This window comes from Streptomyces sp. 8N706 (genome assembly GCF_052245415.1).
Classification (GTDB): Bacteria; Actinomycetota; Actinomycetes; order Streptomycetales; family Streptomycetaceae; genus Streptomyces.
In genome coordinates, this window is the sequence record NZ_JBQQBW010000092.1 from 1 (window position 1) to 19,822 (window position 19,822).

Below are 19,822 nucleotides of genomic sequence, written 5' to 3' on the forward strand. Positions count from 1 at the left end.
GACGGCGTTCCGTGACGGCGCGCCCCGGGTACGGCCTCGAGCCGGACGGGGCGCGCCGCCGTCTGTCGCCGCCTCGCCCGGCTGCTGTCCGTCGGCGCCTGCTCAAGCGCCCGTATCCGTGCCTGTGAGGGCCGCTTCCGCTGTCCGGCGCCGGGTTGTCGGTCCCGTGGACCACAATGGGGAGCCGCAGGGACGTACGGCACGGCAGGGGCGCAGACGGCGCAGGGACGGCAGGGCAGCTATGGCGGTATGGGACGACCTGGTCGGCCAGGAGCGGGTGACCGAGCAGCTCGCCGCTGCGGCGCGCGACGCCGACGCGTTCGTCACCGCCGCCGCAGCGGCGGGCGAGTCCCTCCCCGGACCCGCCGCCGAGAGCGAGCCGCTCGACGGGGCGGGGGCGTTCTCGAAGATGACGCACGCCTGGCTGTTCACCGGACCGCCCGGCTCCGGGCGGTCCACCGCCGCCCGTGCCTTCGCCGCCGCGCTCCAGTGCGTCAGCCCCGACCGGGCCCTGGGCGCGCCCCCCGGCTGCGGGTTCTGCGACGGCTGCCACACCGCCCTCGTCGGTACCCACGCCGATGTCGAGGTGGTCCGTACCGACCAGCTGTCCATCGGTGTGAAGGAGACCCGCGACCTCGTACGCCGCGCCCAGCTCTCACCCGCCAACGGCCGGTGGCAGGTGATCGTCCTCGAGGACGCCGACCGGCTCACCGAGGGGGCGGGCAATGTGCTGCTCAAGGCGATCGAGGAGCCCGCACCCCGGACCGTATGGCTGCTGTGCGCCCCCTCGATCGAGGATGTGCTCCCGACGATCCGTTCGCGCTGCCGCCTCCTCACCCTCCGTACGCCCCCCGTCGACGCCGTCGCGGACATCCTGATGCGCCGCGACGGGATCGAGCCCGGACTGGCCGCGTCCGCCGCCCGCGCGACCCAGGGGCACATCGGTCGGGCCCGGCGGCTCGCCACCGACGAGCGGGCGCGGGACCGCCGTGCCGCTGTGCTGAAGCTGCCGCTCCGGATCGATGACGTCGGTGGCTGTCTGAAGGCCGCGCAGGAGCTCATCGACGCCGCCGCCGAGGACGCCAAGCAGGTGGCGGAGGAGGTCGACGCCAAGGAGACCGAGGATCTGCGCGCCGCTCTCGGGGCCGCCGCCGGTACGGGCGGCCGGCTGCCCCGCGGTACCGCCGGGGCGATGAAGGACCTCCAGGACCGGCAGAAGCGGCGCGCGACCCGTACCCAGCGGGACAGCCTCGACCTCGCGCTGACCGATCTCACCGGCTTCTACCGCGACGTGCTCGCCATCCAGCTGGGCTCCTCCGTCGCCATCGCGAACACCGAGGTCCAGGACTCCCTGCGGCGGGTCGCGCAGAGTTCGACACCCGAGCGCACCCTGCGCCGGATAGAGGCGGTGATCGCCTGCCGGGACGCGCTGGACCGCAACGTCGCTCCCCTGCTGGCGGTGGAGGCGATGACCATGGCCCTGCGCACCGGGTGATCCCTCACCCGTATGAGGACTGCACGCCGCGCATGGAGCGTGAGCGTGCGGATACCCTCCGAACACATGACGCGAACTGAGGGATGCCCCGCATGGACACCAGCCGTCTGCTCCGCGCCTCCGGCGCCGTTCTCGCGTTCGCGGGCCTGCTGATCTCCGGCTGTTCCTCGGAGACGTCCGCCCCGGAAGCCTCCATCTCCACGCAGTCCGGCGAGCCGGGCAGCGGCGAGCGCAGGGCCGGCGGTGAGAAGGTGCTGCAGCCGCTGTCCGCCGCGATCCCGGCCGACCTCGAGCCCTACTACGGGCAGAAGCTGCGCTGGCGTGCGTGCGGCGCCGACGACTTCGAGTGCGCCACGATGAAGGCGCCTCTCGACTACGCCGACCCCGGGGCCGAGGATGTGAAGCTCGCGGTCTCCCGGGTGAAGGCCACGGGCCCCGGCCGGCGACTCGGCTCGCTGCTGGTGAACCCGGGCGGACCCGGCGGTTCCGCCATCGGCTACCTCCAGAGCTACGCGGGCATCGGCTATCCGGCGCCGGTCCGGGCCCGGTACGACATCGTCGCGATGGACCCGCGCGGGGTCGCGCGCAGCGAGCCCGTCACCTGTCTGTCGGACAAGGAGATGGACGCCTACACCCAGGTCGACCAGACCCCCGACGATCCGGACGAGGTGGAGGGGCTCGTCGAGGCCTTCAAGAAGTTCGCCGACGGCTGCCGGAACCGGTCCGGCGATGTTCTCGGCCATGTCTCGACGATCGAGTCGGCCAGGGACATGGACATCCTGCGGGGAGTGCTGGGCGACAGGAAGCTGGCCTACGTGGGCGCCTCGTACGGGACGTACCTCGGCGCCACCTATGCCGGGCTCTACCCGAGCCGGGCCGGGCGGCTGGTCCTGGACGGTGCCATGGACCCGTCCCTCCCGGCACTCCGGATGAACCGTGACCAGACCGCCGGCTTCGACACCGCGTTCACCGCCTTCGCCGAGGACTGTGTGCGGCGTGACGACTGCCCGCTCGGCACCAGGAGCGAGCAGGAGGCGGGCAGGAGGCTTCAAGACTTCTTCCGGAAGCTCGACGCCGATCCGGTGCCGACGGGCCAGGACCGCGATCTGGGCGAGGCGCTCGCCACCACGGGCGTGATCGCGGCGATGTACGACGAGGGGGCCTGGGCGCAGTTGCGCAACGCGCTGCGGTCGGCGATGGACGGCGACGGCGCGGGGCTGCTGGGTCTCGCCGACGCCTATTACGAGCGGGACTCCGGCGGCTCGTACGCGAACCTCATGTTCGCCAACCCGGCCGTCAACTGCCTTGATCTCCCGCCCAGCTTCGGCGGTCCCGACGATGTCCGCAGGGAGCTGCCGTCGTTCCGGAAGGCGTCGACGGTCTTCGGCACGGGGTTCGCGTGGGCGGCGATGAACTGCACGTACTGGCCGGTCGGCGCCACCGGCGCGCCGCGGCGCATCGAGGCGAAGGGCGCCGACCCCATCGTGGTGGTCGGCACGACCCGCGACCCGGCGACCCCGTACGGCTGGGCCCAGGGCCTGGCGGGGCAGCTCAGCTCGGCGTCCCTGCTGACGTACGAGGGCGACGGGCACACCGCGTACGGCCGGGGCAGCGACTGCGTCGATACGGCGATCAACACGTACCTGCTGGAGGGCAGGGCGCCGGAGAAGGGCAAGAAGTGCCGCTGAGCCGGTGCCGCGCGCGTGCTGCCGTGGGCCGGCGCCCTTCCCGGGCCCCGCGCGGTACGGGCCGGCGGGGTACGGGGCACTCCCGCGGACTGTGTAGACTGGCGCCGTTGCTGATGCCGGTCCGCACTGCCGCGACCAGTCATCCCGCAGCTCGCCGCCTTAGCTCAGTCGGCCAGAGCGACGCACTCGTAATGCGTAGGTCAGGGGTTCGACTCCCCTAGGCGGCTCTGACAAAGGCCAGGTCACATAGCGCGTGACCTGGCCTTTTCGCTTGCTCGGGGCAGGACGCGCCACACGACCGAGGCGTGGCTGGCCCAGCATCTCCGCGTCGTCGCTCCGGACGCTGACCTCGAGCCCCGTGCCGGCCACAGGGCGCGTCCATACGCTCGCGGCCGTCCTGCTGGGCGGCCGGGTACGTCAAGATCCCCGTTGTGCGGGTGAGCAGTTTCTGGGCGTCGGAGAGGCTGGTGGTCAGGCTTGGCGGGCGACACCGATCTGGTGCGCGTTTAGATCGTCAGATACGCAACCGATCGAACGTTGTACTCCTGGTCCTCGTGAGGCTTGGTCCACACGGCCCTCTTGTCGGCGTCGCTCAGCGGGTGCCGTTGATGATGCCCTGCTGCATGCAGTAGTTGCGGGCGTCGATCGTGACCAGGCGAAGACCTGTCCCCAGCCGATGCTGCAGTGGTCGGCCGCGCCCGAGACGACCGCCGCGTCGGAGGCGAAGTGGGGTTGTGCTGACGCCGCTCCCACATCGACTTGGCGACGTCACGGGAGTGGTAGCCGTCGGGGATGACGTAGAAGTCCTTACGGAGGATGTACCGGCCGTTCAGCCACTGCTGAAGGGACGGATGGTGTCCGAACCGTTGTTGACGGTGACGTAGGCGTCATGTTGAACAGGCCCTTGACGATCTTCGGCCAGGGGACTGCCCGGATACGTGACGCTCACGCCCATGTTCTGGTTGAGCCTCTCGACGGCAACCTTGACTCGGGAGTTGTACGTGCCGCCGGGCTCGAAGCGCGGGTCCGGCTCCCCGTGGCTGCGCCGCGCCGCGCCGACCGATCCCTGAGGGCCGTCAACTAGTCGTTGATACCCTGCCGTTCATGAAGGGCGGAACAGGACAGCGACGCCCGAACAACGGCACGTCGACGGATCCGAGCGCGCAACAGCTGCGGTTGTTTCTGCTGCTGGCTGAGGAGTTGCACTTCGGGCGCGCTGCGAAACGGGCGTTCATGACCCAGCCGGCGTTCTCCCAGCAGATTCGCTCCCTCGAGGAGCGCCTCGGCGTGACGGTGGTCGATCGTACGACGCGCACCACGGGTCTCACCGCGGCAGGCCATGAACTGCTGCCCGACATGCGCGCCGCAGTTGAGGCGGCCGATCGATTGAGGCAGGCCGCTGCCGAGCAGACCCGCGCCCTGTCCGGCCGGGTGGTGATCGGCTCGTTCGAGGCGATCACCTCCGTACCTCCGATACCGGCCATCCTCGAGGAGCTCAAGGCCGAGCATCACGGCATCGAGGTGGAAGTCCTGCGCATGGGGTTCGCCGACTGTGCCGACACCATCCTCGAAGGCGCCGTGGACGCGGCGTTCGTGTTCCCGCCGCTCCCGTCGGGAATCCAGATCCAGCGGCTCGCCACCATGCCCCGCGTCGTCTGCATGGCCGACAGCGACCCGCTCGCCCATCAGGGTCCCTTGACCCTCGACCAGCTCTCCGACCGGCCGTTCATCGGCTGGTCACCGAGGATTCCCAAGGTCTGGCGGGACTTCTGGGCCACGGACCCGCGTCCGGACGGCAAGCCGGTCCAGTACACCTCCCATCAGATCACGGAGTTCGAGCCCGCGCTGACCGCCATCGCCCTCGGTGAGGGCATCGAATTCCCGCCGGAGCCGGCCCGCTGGCTCTATCAACGTCACGGCGTGACCTATGTCGAGGTCAGCGACTTGCCCCCGTGCTACGCAGCACTCGCCTGGCGTTCCCAGGACCGCGACCGGACCATCGTCACTGCCCTCCGGCAGGCCGCCGCTACCGTCCTCGAGCGAGCTCGATAGGCAGGCGAAGGCAACCGCTCGCAGCGGCTCGACTGCGGGTGCACCAGGCCCGTGGTGCCCACTCGACCGAGGTCGCTGCGTCCTTGCCCTGACCTACGCGTTCCCGCAGAAGGTGATCGAGAGCGGCGTGGAGACCGCCGGGGACGGGCGGCGTGCCATGCCCAGGTCAAGCACACCCTTCGGCACCGGCCGCGCGTACGAACAGCTCGGGGTGCCGCTCTGACCTGGGATCTTCCTGACTCCCCCGGCACCGCGGGAGGAGTCGACGGGCGAGTGTCAGTGGGGGATGTCACGCTTCCTTCAAAGGGATATTGAAGGGAATCGCCATGATCACCACTGACTTTGTCCCTGGCTCCCCCAGCTGGCTCGACCTGGGTGCCCCTGATGTCGAAGCCGCCGCCGCCTTCTACGGTGCGGTGTTCGGCTGGGAGTTCCAGTCCTACGGTCCGGAGGCGGGCGGTTACGGCGTCTTCCGGCTGAACGGCAAAACCGTCGGCGCGGTCGGCCGGCTCACCGAGGAGGGGGCCCGTTCGGCGTGGATGATCTATTTCAACACGCCTGACGCGGATGCCACCGCTCAAGCCGTGGAGCGGGCGGGCGGCACGGTCCGGGTGGCACCGCTCGATGCCGACGGCGAGGGCCGGATGGCTCAGTTCACCGACCCGCAGGGCGGTCAGTTCGCCGTCTGGCAGCCGGGGAAGAGCAAGGGCCTGGAGGCGGTGGACACGCCGGGCACGCTGTGCTGGACCGAGCTCTACACCACCGACGCCGCCGCCGCGAAGGAGTTCTACGGCAGTCTCTGCGGCTGGAAGTACGACGACATGCCGCTGCCGGGCGGCGGGGGGACGTACTCCCTCGTCACTCCGTCCGACCTCCCGGAGGAGCGCATGCAGGGCGGCCTCATGCAGGTCCCCGGGGAGTACCTCGCCCTGGCGGGCGGGAGGCCGTACTGGCATCCGGTGTTCGCGAGCGCCGACTGCGACGCCACGGTCGCCAACGTCAGGGAGAACGGCGGCACGGTGCAGATGGGTCCGGAGGACGCGGAGGGCGTCGGGCGGCTGGCCGTCTGCGTCGACCCCTCGGGTGCGGACTTCGTGGTGCTCACCCCCAGCGAGATGTGACCTCCCGGCGCGGCCCGGCCGCACGCCCCAGGTGCGGACGCGGCCTGGGTGCCGAGGCGGCCCGAGTGCGGATTGGGCCCGGGCGCAGGCCCCGTATCGCCCGGCGCGGGCGATACGGGGCCGCGGGCGGGAACAGCGCTGTCACCGCGGCGACCAGCTGCTGCGAGGCGGCAGGAGCGCGGTGCGGCGCCCCGGTTCACCGCGAAGCCCGCCCGGGACCGAGGCCCCCAGGGCTGTCTCCCGGTGCCCAGGCAGGCCTCCCGGGTCGGAGTACCGAGGCGGGGTGCCCAGGGCCGGGTCTGTGAGGTTGCCGGTCGTTTCCCGATCCCGGGGCCGGGCCTGAGGAGCTGGCCGGGCTTGCGGGGGTGGCCGTGCCTGTGGGCGAGGCCCCTCGAGCCGGGTCTCGGAGGCGGCGGGCCTGTGGGGGCCGTCGCAGCGATGTGACCGGGGCCGATGGGTCAGTCGCCGGTTCCCATACCGGACATGACGACTCATCGCTAATAGGGGGCTTGCGCCGCCCCGGGTCGATTGTGCAAGGATCGTACGCATCACCCGGAACGCTGCGGGCCTCGGTGTTCTTACCGAGGAGCATCCAGCGTGCTGTCGTACGGGAAGGCCCCGCCAGCTTGTCTGCTTCGTTCGCCATGCCAGCCGCTGTGCGCCTGCCGCGCACGGTTGCCGCGCGGCGTGCGCTGCTGGTGACTCTCTTCCTCGGGGGTCTCCTGGGGCTGGGTTTCCTGTTCGGTGGCAGTGCGCAGGCGGCGGAGTCGGACGGCTCCTCCGGTGGGGCGAAGGCGACACTGTCCGCCCCGGTCCAGCAGCTTCGGCAGCACGCGAAGGACCGCACGGCCCAGCGCGAGAACGAGCGGGACCAGCAGGCCCCTCAGCGGCATGCCGTCGAGGACACCGTCGTGGAGACGGTCCGGCCGGTGGCGGAGCGCACGGAGCGGCTCACCCGCCCCGTGACCGACCTCCTCGACGACACCACTGACTCCACAGACACCGCCGACGTCACGGACACGGCCGGGGCGTTGGTTGGGCTTCCCGAGAGCAAGCGGGATGAGGACGGACCGCGGCCGGACACCGGTCGGCAGGGGCCCCGGCAGTCATCGCCCGGCGCACACACGGCACCGGCACCGACCCCGGCGCAGTACGCCGCCGGCCATGCCGACCGAGCCTTCTCCCTTGCGCAGCACGACATCGCGGAGAAAGCGGAGCAGGTACGGCCGGGTGGTGCGCCCCAGCCTCAGGACCGGCTACCGGTCCGTCTCCCGCAGGCGCCCGCCTCCAGCGGCTCCGCCTCGCAGTTCACCGGTGACGGCAGCGGTCCCCGGGGCGGGGAGGCGCAGGCCGCTCCGGCATCGGACGCTCCGCGGTTCGGCCTGACGGCCGGTGCGGTGCGCACGGCGAGCGGTTCGCCGACGCGTGAGCGCTCCACCGAAATCCTCGAATTCCCGGGCTAGGGCAGGCCGTTCCACGCCTCTTCGGACCTGCCGCGGCGGGGGCGGAACAGGTCTGCCCATCTTCCGAAATCCCTTGATTCGAAGGATCTATCTCCTATGCGCAAGAACATCCGACATCCCGTTTCCGCAGCCGCGGCCGCCAATGTCCCGGCGCTGCCCGCCCTTCGCGGCGTCCCGGCCGCGCCCGTCTCCGGCGGCTTCAACCCCCTCTACGGCATCACTGCTTGATCGCCGTAGTACAGCGCACCGTACGGGTGGCCCTCGTTGGGGCGAGGCGCCGTTCGTCGGATGTGCTCGGAGCCGGGTGATCAGGGCTCGGCGGAGAAGTCGCCTGGGAGGCGGCCCCTGATCGCACCGGCATCACGCACGTACGGGCGGCCCTCGTTGGGGAGGGGGCCGCCCGACCGTGTGTGCGGGGCCGGACGGTGAGACCGCGCGTCCCCGTGAGGACCGCGTATTCATGAGCCCGCACCGCCATAGGGGCGTCACGGAGCCGACAGCGGGAACCCGGGCTGATCGGCCAACGCCCGCAGCCAACGGGCCGGGCCCCTGCGTAGGGGTGCGGTGCCCGTCGCGTACGAGGCCACCGCCCGCAGCCAACGGGCCGGGCCCCTGCGTACGCGTTCGGCGCCCGATGCCTACGAGGCGCGGCCCGCCGCCCGGTACGCCCACCCGTTCCGCCAGTCGTACGTGTCTCCCCGTGGGGAGGGCCCGTCCGCCGTCCCGGAACCGCGCCGTTCGCCGGGTCCTCTTGGTGCGTGGCCACGGCCCGCGTGAGAGTGTCGAGGAGAGTGAACGCATGGTGTGTGAGGAGACTCCTGTGAAGATCACCGAGCCGGTGCTCGGCGCTCCCTGCTGGTCCGAGCTGGGCACTTCCGACCCGGCGGCGGCCGCCGCCTTCTACAGCGGTCTGTTCGGCTGGCGGGCCGAGACGGACCCGCGGTCGGAGGCCGGTGGTTACACGATGCTGCTGCTGGACGACGATCCTGTGGCCGGTCTCGCGCCGCTCTATCAGGAAGGGCAACAGGTCTCCTGGACCGTGTCCATCGCCGTGGCCGACGCCGACGAGACCGCCGGTGACATCCGGAAGGCGGGCGGCTCGGTCCTGATGGAGCCGATGGACGTGTTCGACCTCGGGCGCTTCACCGTCGTCACCGACCCGGGCGGTGCCGTGTTCTCCCTGTGGCAGGCCCGTACGTTCCGGGGCGCGGCGCGCCTGAACGAGCCCGGGACACTGTGCTGGATCGAGCTCGCCACCCGGGACACGGCGGCGGCCGAGGCGTTCTACTCGTCGGTGTTCCGCTGGAGCGCGGAGGGTGACGAGTACCGCCACTTCGGCGTGGGCGGACTCAACTTCGGCGGCATGGTGGCGATGGATGACCGCTATCCGCCGAGCCTGCCGCCGCACTGGACGCTCTACTTCGCCGTGTCCAACGTCGACGCGGCGGTGAACACGGCCACGCAACTGGGCGGTTCCGTGGGCCACCCGGCCATGGACATCCCGGGTACCGGCCGGGTCGCCGGTCTGTACGACCCGCAGGGCGGGGCCTTCGCGGTCTACACGCCCGAGCGCTGAGGGGGTGCTGGAGCGGGCTCTTCCGCGCGGTGGCGGCGGGCGCGCAGTGCCCAACCGGTGAGGAACACGCCCGCCGCAACCGCGTACGCCGCGGTGCCGAGGAGTCCTGCGTGGCAGGCGGCACCGAAACCGCGCCGCGGCTCGTTGGACCACGGTGGCGCCCAGCGCCCGCGCGATCCCGGAGGAGCCGTCGGACGAGCCGTTGTCGGCCACGACGGCCCGCCGGCCGACCGGGATGCGCTCCGGACTCAGGGCAGCGCGGCGGCTTCGTGCGGACAGGGCAGCACCACGTCGACGTCGGCGCGGAAGGAATCGGCAGGGAGACATCGGCAGGGGAGAAGTCGGTCACCCACAGCACCGTACGAAGCAGAAAGGGGCATTCCGGACTTCGGATCCTTACGAAACGCGGACGTCGGGCCGGGGCGGGCCGCCGTGAGCGGCTGTCGGCAGCGGACGGTGACAGGCTGGGGACATGCAGACGCCCGGACGCGTACTCGTGGTGGACGACGACCCCACCGTCGCCGAGGTCGTCGCGGGCTATCTGGACCGCGCCGGCTTCTCCGTCGAGCGTGCCGCCGACGGCCCCGCGGCCCTGGCCCGCGCCGAGGCCCGGTGGCCCGACCTGGTGGTGCTGGACCTGATGCTGCCCGGCATGGACGGTCTGGAGGTCTGCCGCCGGTTGCGGGGGAAGGGGCCGGTGCCGGTCATCATGCTCACCGCGCGCGGCGACGAGGACGACCGGATCCTGGGCCTGGAGATCGGCGCGGACGACTATGTCACCAAGCCGTTCAGTCCGCGCGAGCTGGTGCTCCGTGTCGAGTCCGTGCTGCGGCGTTCCCGCGCGGCGGCGGACGAGCGGACCGGCGGCCGGCTCGGGGCGGCCGGGATCGAGATCGACCCCGCCGCCCGACGGGCCACCAAGAACGGCGCAGAACTCTCGCTCACGCTCCGGGAGTTCGACCTCCTCGCCTACCTGCTGCGGCATCCCGGGCGGGCCTGCGGCCGGGAGGAGCTGATGCGTGACGTGTGGGGCTGGGAGTTCGGCGATCTGTCGACCGTCACCGTCCATGTGCGGCGGCTGCGCGGAAAGATCGAGGACGACCCCGCGGCACCCCGGCTGATCACGACCGTCTGGGGCGTCGGCTACCGCTTCGACCCACCGGGGGACGGAACGTCATGAACGATCTGCTGCTCATCGCCCTGTACGCGTTCCTCGGCGCCGCCGGAGCCGGGCTGCTCGGTGCGCTCGCCCTCCGCGCACTGCGGCACCGCTCGGTCGCCGTGTCCCTCACCGTCGTCGCCGCCGTCGCGGTCACGGCGATGCTCGCCGGGACCCTGGCCGTCGCCTGGGCGATGTTCCTCTCCGCGCACGACCTCACGGTTGTCACCACGGTCGTGGCGATGGCCGCCGCCGTCTCCCTCGCCACGGCGCTGCTCCTCGGCCGCTGGGTGGTCGCGCGCAGCAACGCGCTGGCCCTCGCCGCCCGTTCCTTCGGGAACGACGGCAGCTTCGCCGCACCCGACGGCGACGCGACGGCCGAACTGGCGGCCCTGGGCCGGGAACTGGCCCTCACGAGCGCCAAGCTGACCGAGTCCCGGGAGCGCGAGCAGGCCCTCGACGCGTCCCGCCGCGAACTGGTTGCCTGGATCTCGCACGATCTGCGCACCCCGCTGGCGGGTCTGCGGGCCATGTCCGAGGCCCTGGAGGACGGTATGGCGCAGGACCCCGAGCGCTACTTCCGGCAGATCCGCACCGAGGTCGACCGGCTCAACTCGATGGTGGGCGACCTCTTCGAACTGTCCCGTATCCATGCCGGCACGCTGTCCCTGGCCCCTACCCGGATGTCCGTCTACGACCTGGTCGGTGACGCCCTCGCCGGCGCCGATCCCCTGGCCCGCGAGCTGGGCGTCAGACTGGTCGGGGACCGCGTTGAGCCGGTCCCGGTCGAGGTCGACGGCAAGGAGATGACGCGTGTCCTCGGCAACCTCCTGATCAACGCGATCCGCCGGACCCCCGCCGACGGCACGGTCGCGGTTGCCGCACGGCGCCAGGAGGACACGGTCGTCGTCTCCGTCACCGACGGCTGCGGCGGCATCCCGGAGGAGGACCTCCCGCGGGTCTTCGACACCGGCTGGCGCGGCAACCACGCGCGCACTCCACCGGCGGGGGCGGGCCTGGGCCTGGCCATCGTCCGCGGCATCGTCGAGGCACACGCGGGCGGGGCCGGTGTCCTGAATGTGGACGGCGGCTGCCGCTTCGAAGTCACGCTCCCGGCGGCGCGGTCGTAGGCCGTGCGCGGCTGTCGACTGTGGGCGGCTGTGGGCTGGGCGGGACCGCGGGCAGCGCCGCGGTCCCGCGGTGCCGACCGGGACGCGGGTGCGTCGCGGTGCCGGGGTCGGTGCCGAGCGCCTCGGTTCCCAGGTCGCCGCGAGTACGGGACGGCAGGCGTCAGGGCACGCTCCCACCGTCGGACGGTTCGAGCGGTCCGGCCGGGTCGCGGGCCAGTGGTGCGAGGTCGGCGGTCACCAGGTGGAGCCAGACCGCGGTGTTCGTCGCCGCCAGCACCGGACGGCTGTCCATCGTCGCGTCGACCGGCGGCACCACCGGCAGCAGAGGAACGCCCCCGCCGTTGTTCCCACGGCGCTCGGCACCGGCGCCGGGGCCGGTCCACGAGGCAGGGCCGGTGCCGGGCCGGGAATCCGGGGCGGGCATACCGTCGCCCGCCGCGTGTTCGGTGCCGGGCTCGGGTGGGGGGCTCTCCGCCGCGTGTTCGGTGCCGGGCCCCGCGAGACCCCGCGCCGGGCGTGCGGAACCGGCCCCCGGCGCGGCTCGGCCGGACGGTTGCCGAGGCGGGCGGCCAGGAGATCCCCCGCACGCCGGGCGCGGTGCGCCGCGTCCACGAGATACGCCCGCACCTCCGGCCCCGCGTCCAGCGCCCCCGGCGCGTAGCGGACCGTCAGGCCCTCCGCTCCCAGCACCATCTCCTTCCCCGTGCCGAGAATGGCCTGCCAGTCCAGGTGCCGCAGCGTCGCGTCGGTCCGCTCCGACTGGTACATCTCGTATGCGGCCTGGGCCAGCCCCATGGTCTGGCGGGCCCGCTCACCGGCCCTGCGTGCTTCCTCCGCCGACGCCCGGTCTCCCGGAGGGCCCACCGCCACATCGACCGCGCAGCGTACGGCTGCCCCCGCCCGGGCGATGAACTCGCCCGACAGCCGGGACAGTTCCCGCGCGCTTCCCCGCGGCCAGGCGACCGTACCGATCAGCGCTCCGACCAGGCCTCCGACCAGCACGTCGACGAACCGGGCCTCGGCCAGCGTCCAGTTCACGGCCGAGAGTTGGGCGAAGGCCATGGAGACCACCAGCGTGAACAGGGCCTGGACGGCGGCAGGCCCCACCAGCGTCGCGCAGAAGGCGGCGAACATCACCGGAGGGAGCGCCACCCGGTACACCACGTCGGTATCGGCCACGGCGGTCAGCAGCACGGCCGCCACCACCGCGCCGTAGAGCGTGCCCGTCAGCGCCTGCCGCAGCGACGCCCGCGTATCGGCGGCCGAACCGCGCATCAGGGTCAGCGTGGCGAGCAGAACCCAGAAGCCATGGTCGAGTCCCAGCGGTTCCACCAGCAGCCGGGCGGCCGCCAGGGCGAGAGCGGTGCGCACCGCGCCCTGCCAGTAGACCGAACGCCGGGTGAGGTGGGCGTGGAAGCGCCGCGCCCACAGGGTGGCGGCGGACTTCTGGGCGTAGCGGAACGGCGGCGCCACCCGGCCCACGGCGGCCCGGCCCTCGGCGGCGACCCGGGCCGCCGTGACGAAGACCTGGGTGTGCAGGGCGGCCTGCCGTACGAGTACGTCCCATGGCGCGCGCCGTGCCCAGCCGCCCGGTTCGGCCCGGAGGGCCTCGGTCCGTTCCGCGGCCAGGGCCGTGAGCCCGTCCCGGAGGGTGGGATCGTCCGACGGTGCCGCCCCGGCGGCGAGCGCACCGGCCGTACGGTGCAGCGTCCGCCGTGCGTCGGCCAGCAGCGCCCGCCCGGCCGTCGCGGGCTCGACGGGTGCGGCCCGCGCCAGGTTGTCCACATGACAGCCCAACCGCCGCAGCGCCATCGCCGCCTGGGTGACGGCCCGGTCGTGGAGCGAGGGGGAGGCGGGGCGCTCCAGGGGCGGCAGATGGACCGGCCGCAGGTCGTCCAGCGCCGCACGCGCCTGCTCGGCGGCCCGCTCGGTCCGGGGGCCTTCCGCCGGGCGTTCCCCGCCGGCGTCCCATCCCGTCTCAGGAAGGCCGCGGATCCTCTCGGCGAGCACATCCGCTGCGCGGGCCAGCCGCTCCTCGTACCGGGCGGGCGCCGGGTCCGGCCACAGCACGAGCTGCGCGAGTGCGAGGCCGAGCACCCCCGTCGCGACGCCGGCCAGCCGGGAGTCGAGCGTGTCCAGGGCGTAGGGCGGAAAGCACGGAAGGATGTAGAAGAGCTGTATGCCGTTGGCGGTGCCGCTGAGTGCGGGGCCGGCCACGCCCGCGAAGCTGACCACGAATCCCACCACCGCCATGCCCGCGGCCGCCGCCCACGCGTTGCCCGCCAGCAGGGTCCCGGCGGTGACGAGGACGCATGCGGCCGGAAGGGCAGCCACACAGATCCGTGCCTGCCGCCGCGGGGGCGGCGGCACCCGGGAGAGCGCCCCCAGCGCCACGGCGCCGAAGAGCGCGTAGACACCCATGACCGGGTCGTCGAGCGCGTACCGGCCCAGGTAGAAGCCCCCGCACGCGACCGAGGTCACCCGCGCGGCTCTCCGGACGGTGACGAGATCGGGATCCTTGCGGCGGAGCGTCCGCAGGACCTCCCTCACGCCGCGCCGCCCCCGTACGACGCCACAGGGAGCGCCGTACGGGGCGTGGCCGGTCCGTGGCACATGCTCGCAAGCCTCACGGAACCGCATTGTTCTTGCTCGGCAGGCAGGATGCGGGGAGGCACTCCGCCGTGCGCGGTGGCGGCCGCACGCGTCGCGAGGCCCTCCGCCGTAGCCGGGGTCGTAAGGGCGTACGGACGGGTGCTCCGTCCGAAGGGCCGGGCCCCGGGGCGAGGGCCGGGGACCGCTTCAGGCTGTCCCCGGCCCTCCGGAGCCAACGGCGGCTCTCCGACGGACCGCCCGGACGGGGCTCAGCGGCGCGCCTTGGCCCGGTCCAGGGCGCCGACTCCGACCGCCGCCAGGGCGATCTGGATGAGCCATTCGATCCAGTCGACGCCGTCCGTGTCGGACACGTCGAGGCCCTGCGCCAAGGCGCTGCCGATGAGCGCCGCGACGATGCCGACGAGAATCGTCCACAGAACGCCGATGCGCTGCCGTCCCGGGACGACGAGCCTGCCCAGGACACCGATGACGATGCCGATGACGATGGCGCTGATGATGCCTGAGATCTCCATGGGATCCTCCATGGCCTCGAAGCGGTGCTTCTGAAGGTCCGTCTTCCCCGCCATGGCCGCTGGATGCCTCGGCCACGGTGGTCGGCCGCGGGGGGCCAGGGGCTATACGCGATGGGCGAGGACCGTGTCGACGGTGTCGGCCTCGGCGGGCGTCTTGTCCTCGCGGTAGCGCAGCACACGGGCGAACCGCAGGGTCACCCCCTCGGGGTAGCGCGTGGACCGCTGCACCCCGTCGAAGGCGATCTCCACGACGAGTTCGGGGCGGACGGTCACCACCCCGCCGTCGTCGCTGACCGCGATCTCCCGCAGCCGCTCGGTCTGCCAGGTCAGCAGCGCGTCCGTCAGTCCCTTGAAGGTCTTGCCGAGCATCGCGAAGCTGCCGTCGGGCCGCCGCGCGCCCAGATGGAGGTTGGACAACTTCCCCGTACGCCGGCCGTGGCCCCACTCGGCGGCGAGGACCACGAGATCCAGCGTGTGCACGGGCTTCACCTTCCGCCAGGACGCGCCGCGCCGGCCGGCGCTGTACGCGGAGTCCAGGGCCTTGACGACGACGCCCTCGTGGCCGCGGGCCAGGGTCTCGGCCGCGAAGTCACCCGCCCGGGCACGGGTGTCCTCGTCCGCCGGATCGCCGGCCACCATGCGCCGTACGCGCAGCGGTTCGGGGACGACCCGGGCCAGCTCCGTATGGCGCTCGGCGGCGGAGAGCGCGAGGAGGTCCCGCCCGTCGACGGAGAGCAGATCGAAGAAGACCGGCGAGAGCGGCAGGGACGCCTGAGCGCTCGTGACGTCCAGCCGGGAGCCCACGCGGCCCGCGGTCTCCTGGAAGGGTCGGGGCCGCCCCTCCTCGTCCAGCGCGATGACCTCGCCGTCGAGGACCGCCCGGTCCGCTGCCAGCTCCCGGGCCGCGGCCACGACTTCGGGGAGCCGGTCGGTGATCTCGTCCAGCGTGCGGGTCCAGATCCGTACGCTGTCGCCGTCCCGGTGCACCTGGATCCGGATGCCGTCGAGCTTCTCCTCGACCGCGCAGGGGCCGAGTTTGTCCAGCGCCTCGTCGACGTCCTTGGCGGTGTGGGCGAGCATCGGCTGGACGGGGCGGCCCACTTCGAGACGGAAGTCGGCGAGCGCCCCGGGGCCGCGCTCGAGCAGCGCTTCCGCGACGGCGCCGAGCGAGCCGCCGAGCATGACTGCTCGCCGTACGTCCGCGGGTGACGCGCCGGCGGCGGCCGACAGCCCCTCGACGGCGAGCGCGTCCAGGGCGCCCTGCCGCAGCTCGCCGCTGATCAGCCCGAAGAGGAAGCGCTGTTCCTCCCCGGTGGAGGCGGACAGCAGGTCACGCACCAGACGCTTCCGCTCCGCCTGCGCGCCCGTGCCGGACACGGCGGCGATCCGGCTGAGCGTCTCGTGGACCTCCAGCACGGGGAGCCGGGGCTCCCCGGCGGGCGGCACGGGTTCGCGCAGCGTGCTCCAGCCGACGCCGATCTTCCGCTGCGGCAGCCGTCCGGCGAGATAGGTGATGACGATCGGAGCCTCGGCGGGCTCCGCCTTCCGGAACAGCTCGGCGAGCAGGGCGACCTTCTCCGTACGGGCGGAGGTGGCCGCGACGTCCCTCGAGGTCCGGGCGATATCGGCCAGCAGCATGGACTCATCCTCACCCGGACGAGCGGCATCCGCAGCCGGATCGCCTGCGCGGCCCGCGGTCGCGGCGCCCCTTCCCACTCCCGGCTCCGCCGCCGGTACCCGTCGCCTCTCCGGTCATGGGCATCTCCCTTTCCGGCGTGGCTCGCGGGAGCGGCAGCTGATCGCTCCCCATGCCATGAGCCTCGCAGTGGGGTCCGACGGGGGGTCCGACCCCGATAGTGCGGTACGGCGCACACAGCACCACGTGCGCGGCCGTCAGATGATTCGCACCGACAGCGTTCGGGATCGCCCCGTGCACAACGCCAGGTGTGCCGTCTCCGCCTCCAGGGCGGTCGTCGGAACCGGATCGCTTTCCGCGAAGAGCTGGACGTCCACGGTGTCGTCCGTGAACTCCCAGACCCCCGCCACCCGTCCCCGGTGGACCACCACGGGTGAGATCCAGCCCGCCGTGCGGCTGACGGCCTTGCGGCGGTCGGCCGGCACGACGCGGGTGTCGCCCGTGCCGGGCCCCAGGACGTACTGGTCGAAGCCGGAGAGGAGACGGACCTCCTCCGACGGCTTGGTCCGGGCCAGGGCGCCGGCGTTCTCCGTGAGGACCCATGCGGGCCGGCCATCGACGTCGACGCTCGTCACGAGGTCGCCGAGCGAGGCGAAGAAGGCGCGGACCGCCGCCTTCCCGGACAAGCCGCGCGTCAGCCAGGCGTCGAATGTCTCCGCCGTCGCCGGGCCGTGGGCCCGCAGGTAGGCGGGGATCGCGGTGCGGGCCGCCTCCTCCGGGCCGGGAATCCCCCTCCAGCCGGGCACGTACGAGCGGGGCGAGACGAAGGTGACCCTGCCGCCCTGGCCCGGTCCGTGGCACAGCCGTCCGGTCCAGGCCAGGGGCTTGAGGACGGTTCCCCAGCCGGAGGTGAGCTGTTGGCGCAGCTCACCGAAGCCGGGGCGGGCGATGACCGCGTCGGTCAGCTCCTGACGGTTGAGGGCCCGGTCCCCGAGGATGTCCTCGACCGCGTCGCCCAGCGCCGTCATCTGCCGCGGCGTCACCCCGAACGCGCGCTGCCAGGCGGGCTTCTCCCAGGTCCGGGCCGCCGCCAGCAGCGACTGGAACGCGGCCATCTGCTCCGGTACGAGCAGGTGCAGCGTGCCTCGCATCGCCCAGGTCCTCACCACCGTGCGGGCCGCGAGGGCCTTCTCCACCGCCCCCGCTCCGGGCTTGCGCCGACGCGTGGCCAGGGCCAGTTCGGCCGCCGAGGCGACCTGGGCCTGCACTCCGGCCAGCCGTCCCACGAGCTGCTCGACCGTCGAGGCCGTACGGGGCGTGAGGCTCTGCTGCCGGAGCCGCCAGGCGAGCACCTGGTCATGGGTCACCTTCACCGCGGATCATCTCCCGTACGCCGCCGGTACGCGCGCGTGCCCGCGCCCGCGCCCCGTACCGGCAGTCTGCCGCACCGGTCGGACAGAGGCCCGGGGCGGCCGGAGTCCGCAGGCCTCGGGCGGCCGGAACTCGCAGACCCCGGGCGTCCGCCAACCGGCAGACCGCAGGCGACTGGAAAGGCAGACCCGGGCGGCCGGAACCCGCAGACCCCCCGTGCGGCGGGAGCGCGGAGACCCCGCGCGGCCGGAACCCGCAGGCCCCGGGCGGCCGGGGCCCGTGAACCGCAGGCGGTCGGCACAGCGTTCAGGAAGCCGGAACCGCGGTCCGCAGGCGCCTGGCATCGCAGAGTCCAGGCGGCTGCGGCCGCGGACCTTCGTGCTGTGACCGGGAAGGTTCACCGGCTCGCGACGCCCGGCACGGCACTCCCCCAGCTACCTCCCCCGGCCGAAGGCTGGGGGAGTGCCCCCACGCTCACGTTGTCGGAGTCGCCCGAGTACTCCCCTGGCCTTCGGCATGGGGGACCCCAGTACGAGGGCGACCCTCCGCCTTGCGATGCACCGCACCGGACGCCGCGAGCTTCCCGGCAAACCTTCCCGGTCACAGCACTTAGACGGCCGGTACGGCGGCCGGTTCCTGAAGGGAGCGGGAGAAGCGGCGCAGCAGCAGGACGGCCGTGGCGGTCAGCCCCGTGAACAGGCCGAACCAGGTGCCCAGAGTGTCCAGCCCGGCGCCGCTGCCGAGCAGCCAGGCCGCGGGCAGACCCACCAGCCAGTAGCCGACGAGAGTGATCCGGAAGCCGCTCTTGGTGTCGTCGAGGCCGCGCAGCAGCCCGACGCCGATGTTCTGCGCGCAGTCCATGTACTGCATGACGGCCGCGACCAGCAGCAGTCCGGTACCGATCTCCAAGGCGGTGCCGTCGCCGTCGAGGAAGGGCCGCAGGACGAGTTCGGGAGCCGCGACGTAGACGGCCGCGACCACGCTCATCACACCCGCGCCGCAGATCAGGGCCGTACGGGCGATCCGGCGGGCGGTGTCGGTACGGCCCTGGGCGAGTTCGCGGCTCACCCCGAGGGACGCGGCGTGCGAGAGGCCCACCGACACCTGGAAGACGATGTAGACGAGCTGGTTGACGGCGGTGTGGGCGGCGAGGGCCGCGCTGCCGAAGCTGCCGACGAGGAGGGCGACGACCGAGAAGAAGCCCGCCTCGGAGCCGTAGGTGGCGGCGATCGGGGTGCCCAGGCCCAGCAGCTTGCGGAAGGTGGCCGGCCGGGTGGACCAGATGCGGAGGGTGAGCATCGGCGCCAGTCCGGGATCGCGCCGGGCGGAGGCGTACAGCGCCAGGAAGGACAGGAGGTAGACCGTGGAGGTGGAGACGCCGATCCCGGGCAGGCCGAGCTCGGGGAGTATCCACAGGCCGTGGATGAGGGCCCAGTTGAGACTGGCGTTGAGGACCACCGAGCCGAGCGTGATGCGCAGCAGGGCCTGCGGGCGTCGCATACCGACGGTGAACTGGCGTATCGCCTGGAACCACAGGCAGGGGATCAGGCCTGGCGCGAGCGCGAGGAGCACCGGACGCATCCGCTCGATGACGACGGGGTCCTGGCCGAGGAGGGCCACGGCCTCGCCGATCAGCACCATCAGGACGGCGCCCGCGGCGCCCGCCAGGGTGGCGAGGGCCATCGCGGCCCGGACGAGTTCCCGGACCTCGGCCCGGTTTTCGTCCCCGTCGGCGCCCTTGCGCGCGGAGGCCGCCGCGACCTGGTTGCCGACCGCGGTGACCAGGCCCACGCCCATGGTCCGCAGCTGATTGAAGATCACCATCGCCAGTCCGCCGGCCGCCAGCGCCTCGACCCCGAGCAGCCCCATCATCACGGTGTCCGTGGTGGTCAGGGCGACCTGGGCGAGCTGGGTGAGGGCGAGGGGTACGGCGAGGGCGGCGAGTTCGCGGCTGTCGCGGCGGAGCGTGGCCAGGGGCGTCGGCGTCGGCTTGGGTGTCGGCATCG

Annotated in this window: 14 protein-coding genes, 1 tRNA gene and 2 pseudogenes; 10 read left to right on the top strand and 7 right to left on the bottom strand. The window is 72.8% G+C overall.

What is annotated here, in order from left to right; genetic code table 11:
• Window positions 1-241: 241 nt before the first annotated feature.
• From ACTWQE_RS26270 to ACTWQE_RS26280, 3 genes are all read left to right on the top strand, one after another.
• Window positions 242-1,495 carry a DNA polymerase III subunit delta' gene (locus ACTWQE_RS26270; protein WP_443331531.1) on the top strand — a complete coding sequence of 418 codons (1,254 nt, stop codon included), beginning with the start codon at window positions 242-244 and terminating at the stop codon, window positions 1,493-1,495.
• Window positions 1,496-1,587: 92 nt separating this feature from the next.
• Window positions 1,588-3,183 (top strand): alpha/beta hydrolase, encoded by a 1,596-nt coding sequence (locus tag ACTWQE_RS26275; protein WP_443331532.1) that lies wholly within the window; start codon window positions 1,588-1,590, stop codon window positions 3,181-3,183.
• A 153-nt stretch (window positions 3,184-3,336) separates the two neighbouring features.
• Window positions 3,337-3,410: transfer RNA gene (locus ACTWQE_RS26280), tRNA-Thr, on the top strand.
• Between the two features lie 525 nt (window positions 3,411-3,935).
• On the opposite strand, the pseudogene ACTWQE_RS26285 reads toward ACTWQE_RS26280, so the two are convergent.
• Window positions 3,936-4,198: pseudogene (locus ACTWQE_RS26285) on the bottom strand (glycoside hydrolase domain-containing protein); the annotation flags it as partial.
• Between the two features lie 89 nt (window positions 4,199-4,287).
• On the opposite strand from ACTWQE_RS26285, the gene ACTWQE_RS26290 reads away from it, so the two are divergent.
• The 5 genes from ACTWQE_RS26290 to ACTWQE_RS26310 all read left to right on the top strand — a co-directional run bounded on the left by ACTWQE_RS26290 (window position 4,288) and on the right by ACTWQE_RS26310 (window position 9,395).
• The gene (locus ACTWQE_RS26290) at window positions 4,288-5,235 is read left to right on the top strand and encodes a LysR family transcriptional regulator (RefSeq protein ID WP_443331533.1); all 948 of its coding nucleotides are present in this window, start codon (window positions 4,288-4,290) and stop codon (window positions 5,233-5,235) included.
• Window positions 5,236-5,561: 326 nt separating this feature from the next.
• Window positions 5,562-6,356, top strand: a complete 795-nt coding sequence (locus ACTWQE_RS26295) for a VOC family protein (protein WP_443331534.1) — start codon at window positions 5,562-5,564, stop codon at window positions 6,354-6,356.
• Between the two features lie 644 nt (window positions 6,357-7,000).
• A complete protein-coding gene (locus ACTWQE_RS26300) occupies window positions 7,001-7,819 on the top strand; it encodes a hypothetical protein (RefSeq protein ID WP_443331535.1) in 819 nt (272 codons plus the stop codon).
• Window positions 7,820-7,915: 96 nt separating this feature from the next.
• Window positions 7,916-8,047 carry a hypothetical protein gene (locus tag ACTWQE_RS26305; RefSeq protein ID WP_443331536.1) on the top strand — a complete coding sequence of 44 codons (132 nt, stop codon included), beginning with the start codon at window positions 7,916-7,918 and terminating at the stop codon, window positions 8,045-8,047.
• A 592-nt stretch (window positions 8,048-8,639) separates the two neighbouring features.
• Window positions 8,640-9,395: a VOC family protein gene (locus tag ACTWQE_RS26310; protein WP_443331537.1), complete on the top strand. Its 756-nt coding sequence runs from the start codon at window positions 8,640-8,642 to the stop codon at window positions 9,393-9,395.
• A gap of 86 nt (window positions 9,396-9,481) precedes the next feature.
• Here ACTWQE_RS26310 and ACTWQE_RS26315 read toward each other — a convergent pair.
• Window positions 9,482-9,775: pseudogene (locus ACTWQE_RS26315) on the bottom strand (hypothetical protein); the annotation flags it as partial.
• A 92-nt stretch (window positions 9,776-9,867) separates the two neighbouring features.
• On the opposite strand from ACTWQE_RS26315, the gene ACTWQE_RS26320 reads away from it, so the two are divergent.
• On the top strand, window positions 9,868-10,575 hold the full coding sequence (locus ACTWQE_RS26320) for a response regulator transcription factor (RefSeq protein WP_443331538.1): 708 nt from the start codon (window positions 9,868-9,870) through the stop codon (window positions 10,573-10,575).
• Window positions 10,572-11,684, top strand: a complete 1,113-nt coding sequence (locus ACTWQE_RS26325) for a sensor histidine kinase (protein WP_443331539.1) — start codon at window positions 10,572-10,574, stop codon at window positions 11,682-11,684. Before ACTWQE_RS26320 ends, ACTWQE_RS26325 begins: the two co-directional genes overlap by 4 nt.
• A gap of 234 nt (window positions 11,685-11,918) precedes the next feature.
• Here the strand turns inward: ACTWQE_RS26325 and ACTWQE_RS26330 are convergent, their stop codons facing one another.
• From ACTWQE_RS26330 to ACTWQE_RS26350, 5 genes are all read right to left on the bottom strand, one after another.
• On the bottom strand, window positions 11,919-14,234 hold the full coding sequence (locus ACTWQE_RS26330) for an FUSC family protein (protein ID WP_443331540.1): 2,316 nt from the start codon (window positions 14,232-14,234) through the stop codon (window positions 11,919-11,921).
• A 311-nt stretch (window positions 14,235-14,545) separates the two neighbouring features.
• Window positions 14,546-14,809, bottom strand: coding sequence for a GlsB/YeaQ/YmgE family stress response membrane protein (locus ACTWQE_RS26335; RefSeq protein ID WP_443331551.1), 264 nt, complete (start codon window positions 14,807-14,809; stop codon window positions 14,546-14,548).
• Between the two features lie 102 nt (window positions 14,810-14,911).
• Window positions 14,912-16,447 (bottom strand): ATP-dependent DNA ligase, encoded by a 1,536-nt coding sequence (locus ACTWQE_RS26340; RefSeq protein ID WP_443331541.1) that lies wholly within the window; start codon window positions 16,445-16,447, stop codon window positions 14,912-14,914.
• 255 nt (window positions 16,448-16,702) lie between these two features.
• Window positions 16,703-17,818, bottom strand: a complete 1,116-nt coding sequence (locus ACTWQE_RS26345) for a winged helix DNA-binding domain-containing protein (protein ID WP_443331542.1) — start codon at window positions 17,816-17,818, stop codon at window positions 16,703-16,705.
• Window positions 17,819-18,425: 607 nt separating this feature from the next.
• Entirely contained in the window at window positions 18,426-19,820 is a 1,395-nt protein-coding gene (locus ACTWQE_RS26350) for an MATE family efflux transporter (RefSeq protein WP_443331543.1), read from the bottom strand.
• Between the last annotated feature and the right edge of the window lie 2 nt (window positions 19,821-19,822).

Excerpts from the sequence above, each read along its gene's own strand:
- ACTWQE_RS26335 (WP_443331551.1), bottom strand. The coding sequence starts at position 14,809 with ATGGAGATCTCAGGCATCATCAGCGCCATCGTCATCGGCATCGTCATC.
- ACTWQE_RS26325 (WP_443331539.1), top strand. The coding sequence starts at position 10,572 with ATGAACGATCTGCTGCTCATCGCCCTGTACGCGTTCCTCGGCGCCGCC.
- ACTWQE_RS26275 (WP_443331532.1), top strand. The coding sequence starts at position 1,588 with ATGGACACCAGCCGTCTGCTCCGCGCCTCCGGCGCCGTTCTCGCGTTC.
- ACTWQE_RS26305 (WP_443331536.1), top strand. The coding sequence starts at position 7,916 with ATGCGCAAGAACATCCGACATCCCGTTTCCGCAGCCGCGGCCGCCAAT.
- ACTWQE_RS26340 (WP_443331541.1), bottom strand. The coding sequence starts at position 16,447 with ATGCTGCTGGCCGATATCGCCCGGACCTCGAGGGACGTCGCGGCCACC.
- ACTWQE_RS26290 (WP_443331533.1), top strand. The coding sequence starts at position 4,288 with ATGAAGGGCGGAACAGGACAGCGACGCCCGAACAACGGCACGTCGACG.
- ACTWQE_RS26295 (WP_443331534.1), top strand. The coding sequence starts at position 5,562 with ATGATCACCACTGACTTTGTCCCTGGCTCCCCCAGCTGGCTCGACCTG.
- ACTWQE_RS26300 (WP_443331535.1), top strand. The coding sequence starts at position 7,001 with ATGCCAGCCGCTGTGCGCCTGCCGCGCACGGTTGCCGCGCGGCGTGCG.
- ACTWQE_RS26350 (WP_443331543.1), bottom strand. The coding sequence starts at position 19,820 with ATGCCGACACCCAAGCCGACGCCGACGCCCCTGGCCACGCTCCGCCGC.
- ACTWQE_RS26270 (WP_443331531.1), top strand. The coding sequence starts at position 242 with ATGGCGGTATGGGACGACCTGGTCGGCCAGGAGCGGGTGACCGAGCAG.
- ACTWQE_RS26320 (WP_443331538.1), top strand. The coding sequence starts at position 9,868 with ATGCAGACGCCCGGACGCGTACTCGTGGTGGACGACGACCCCACCGTC.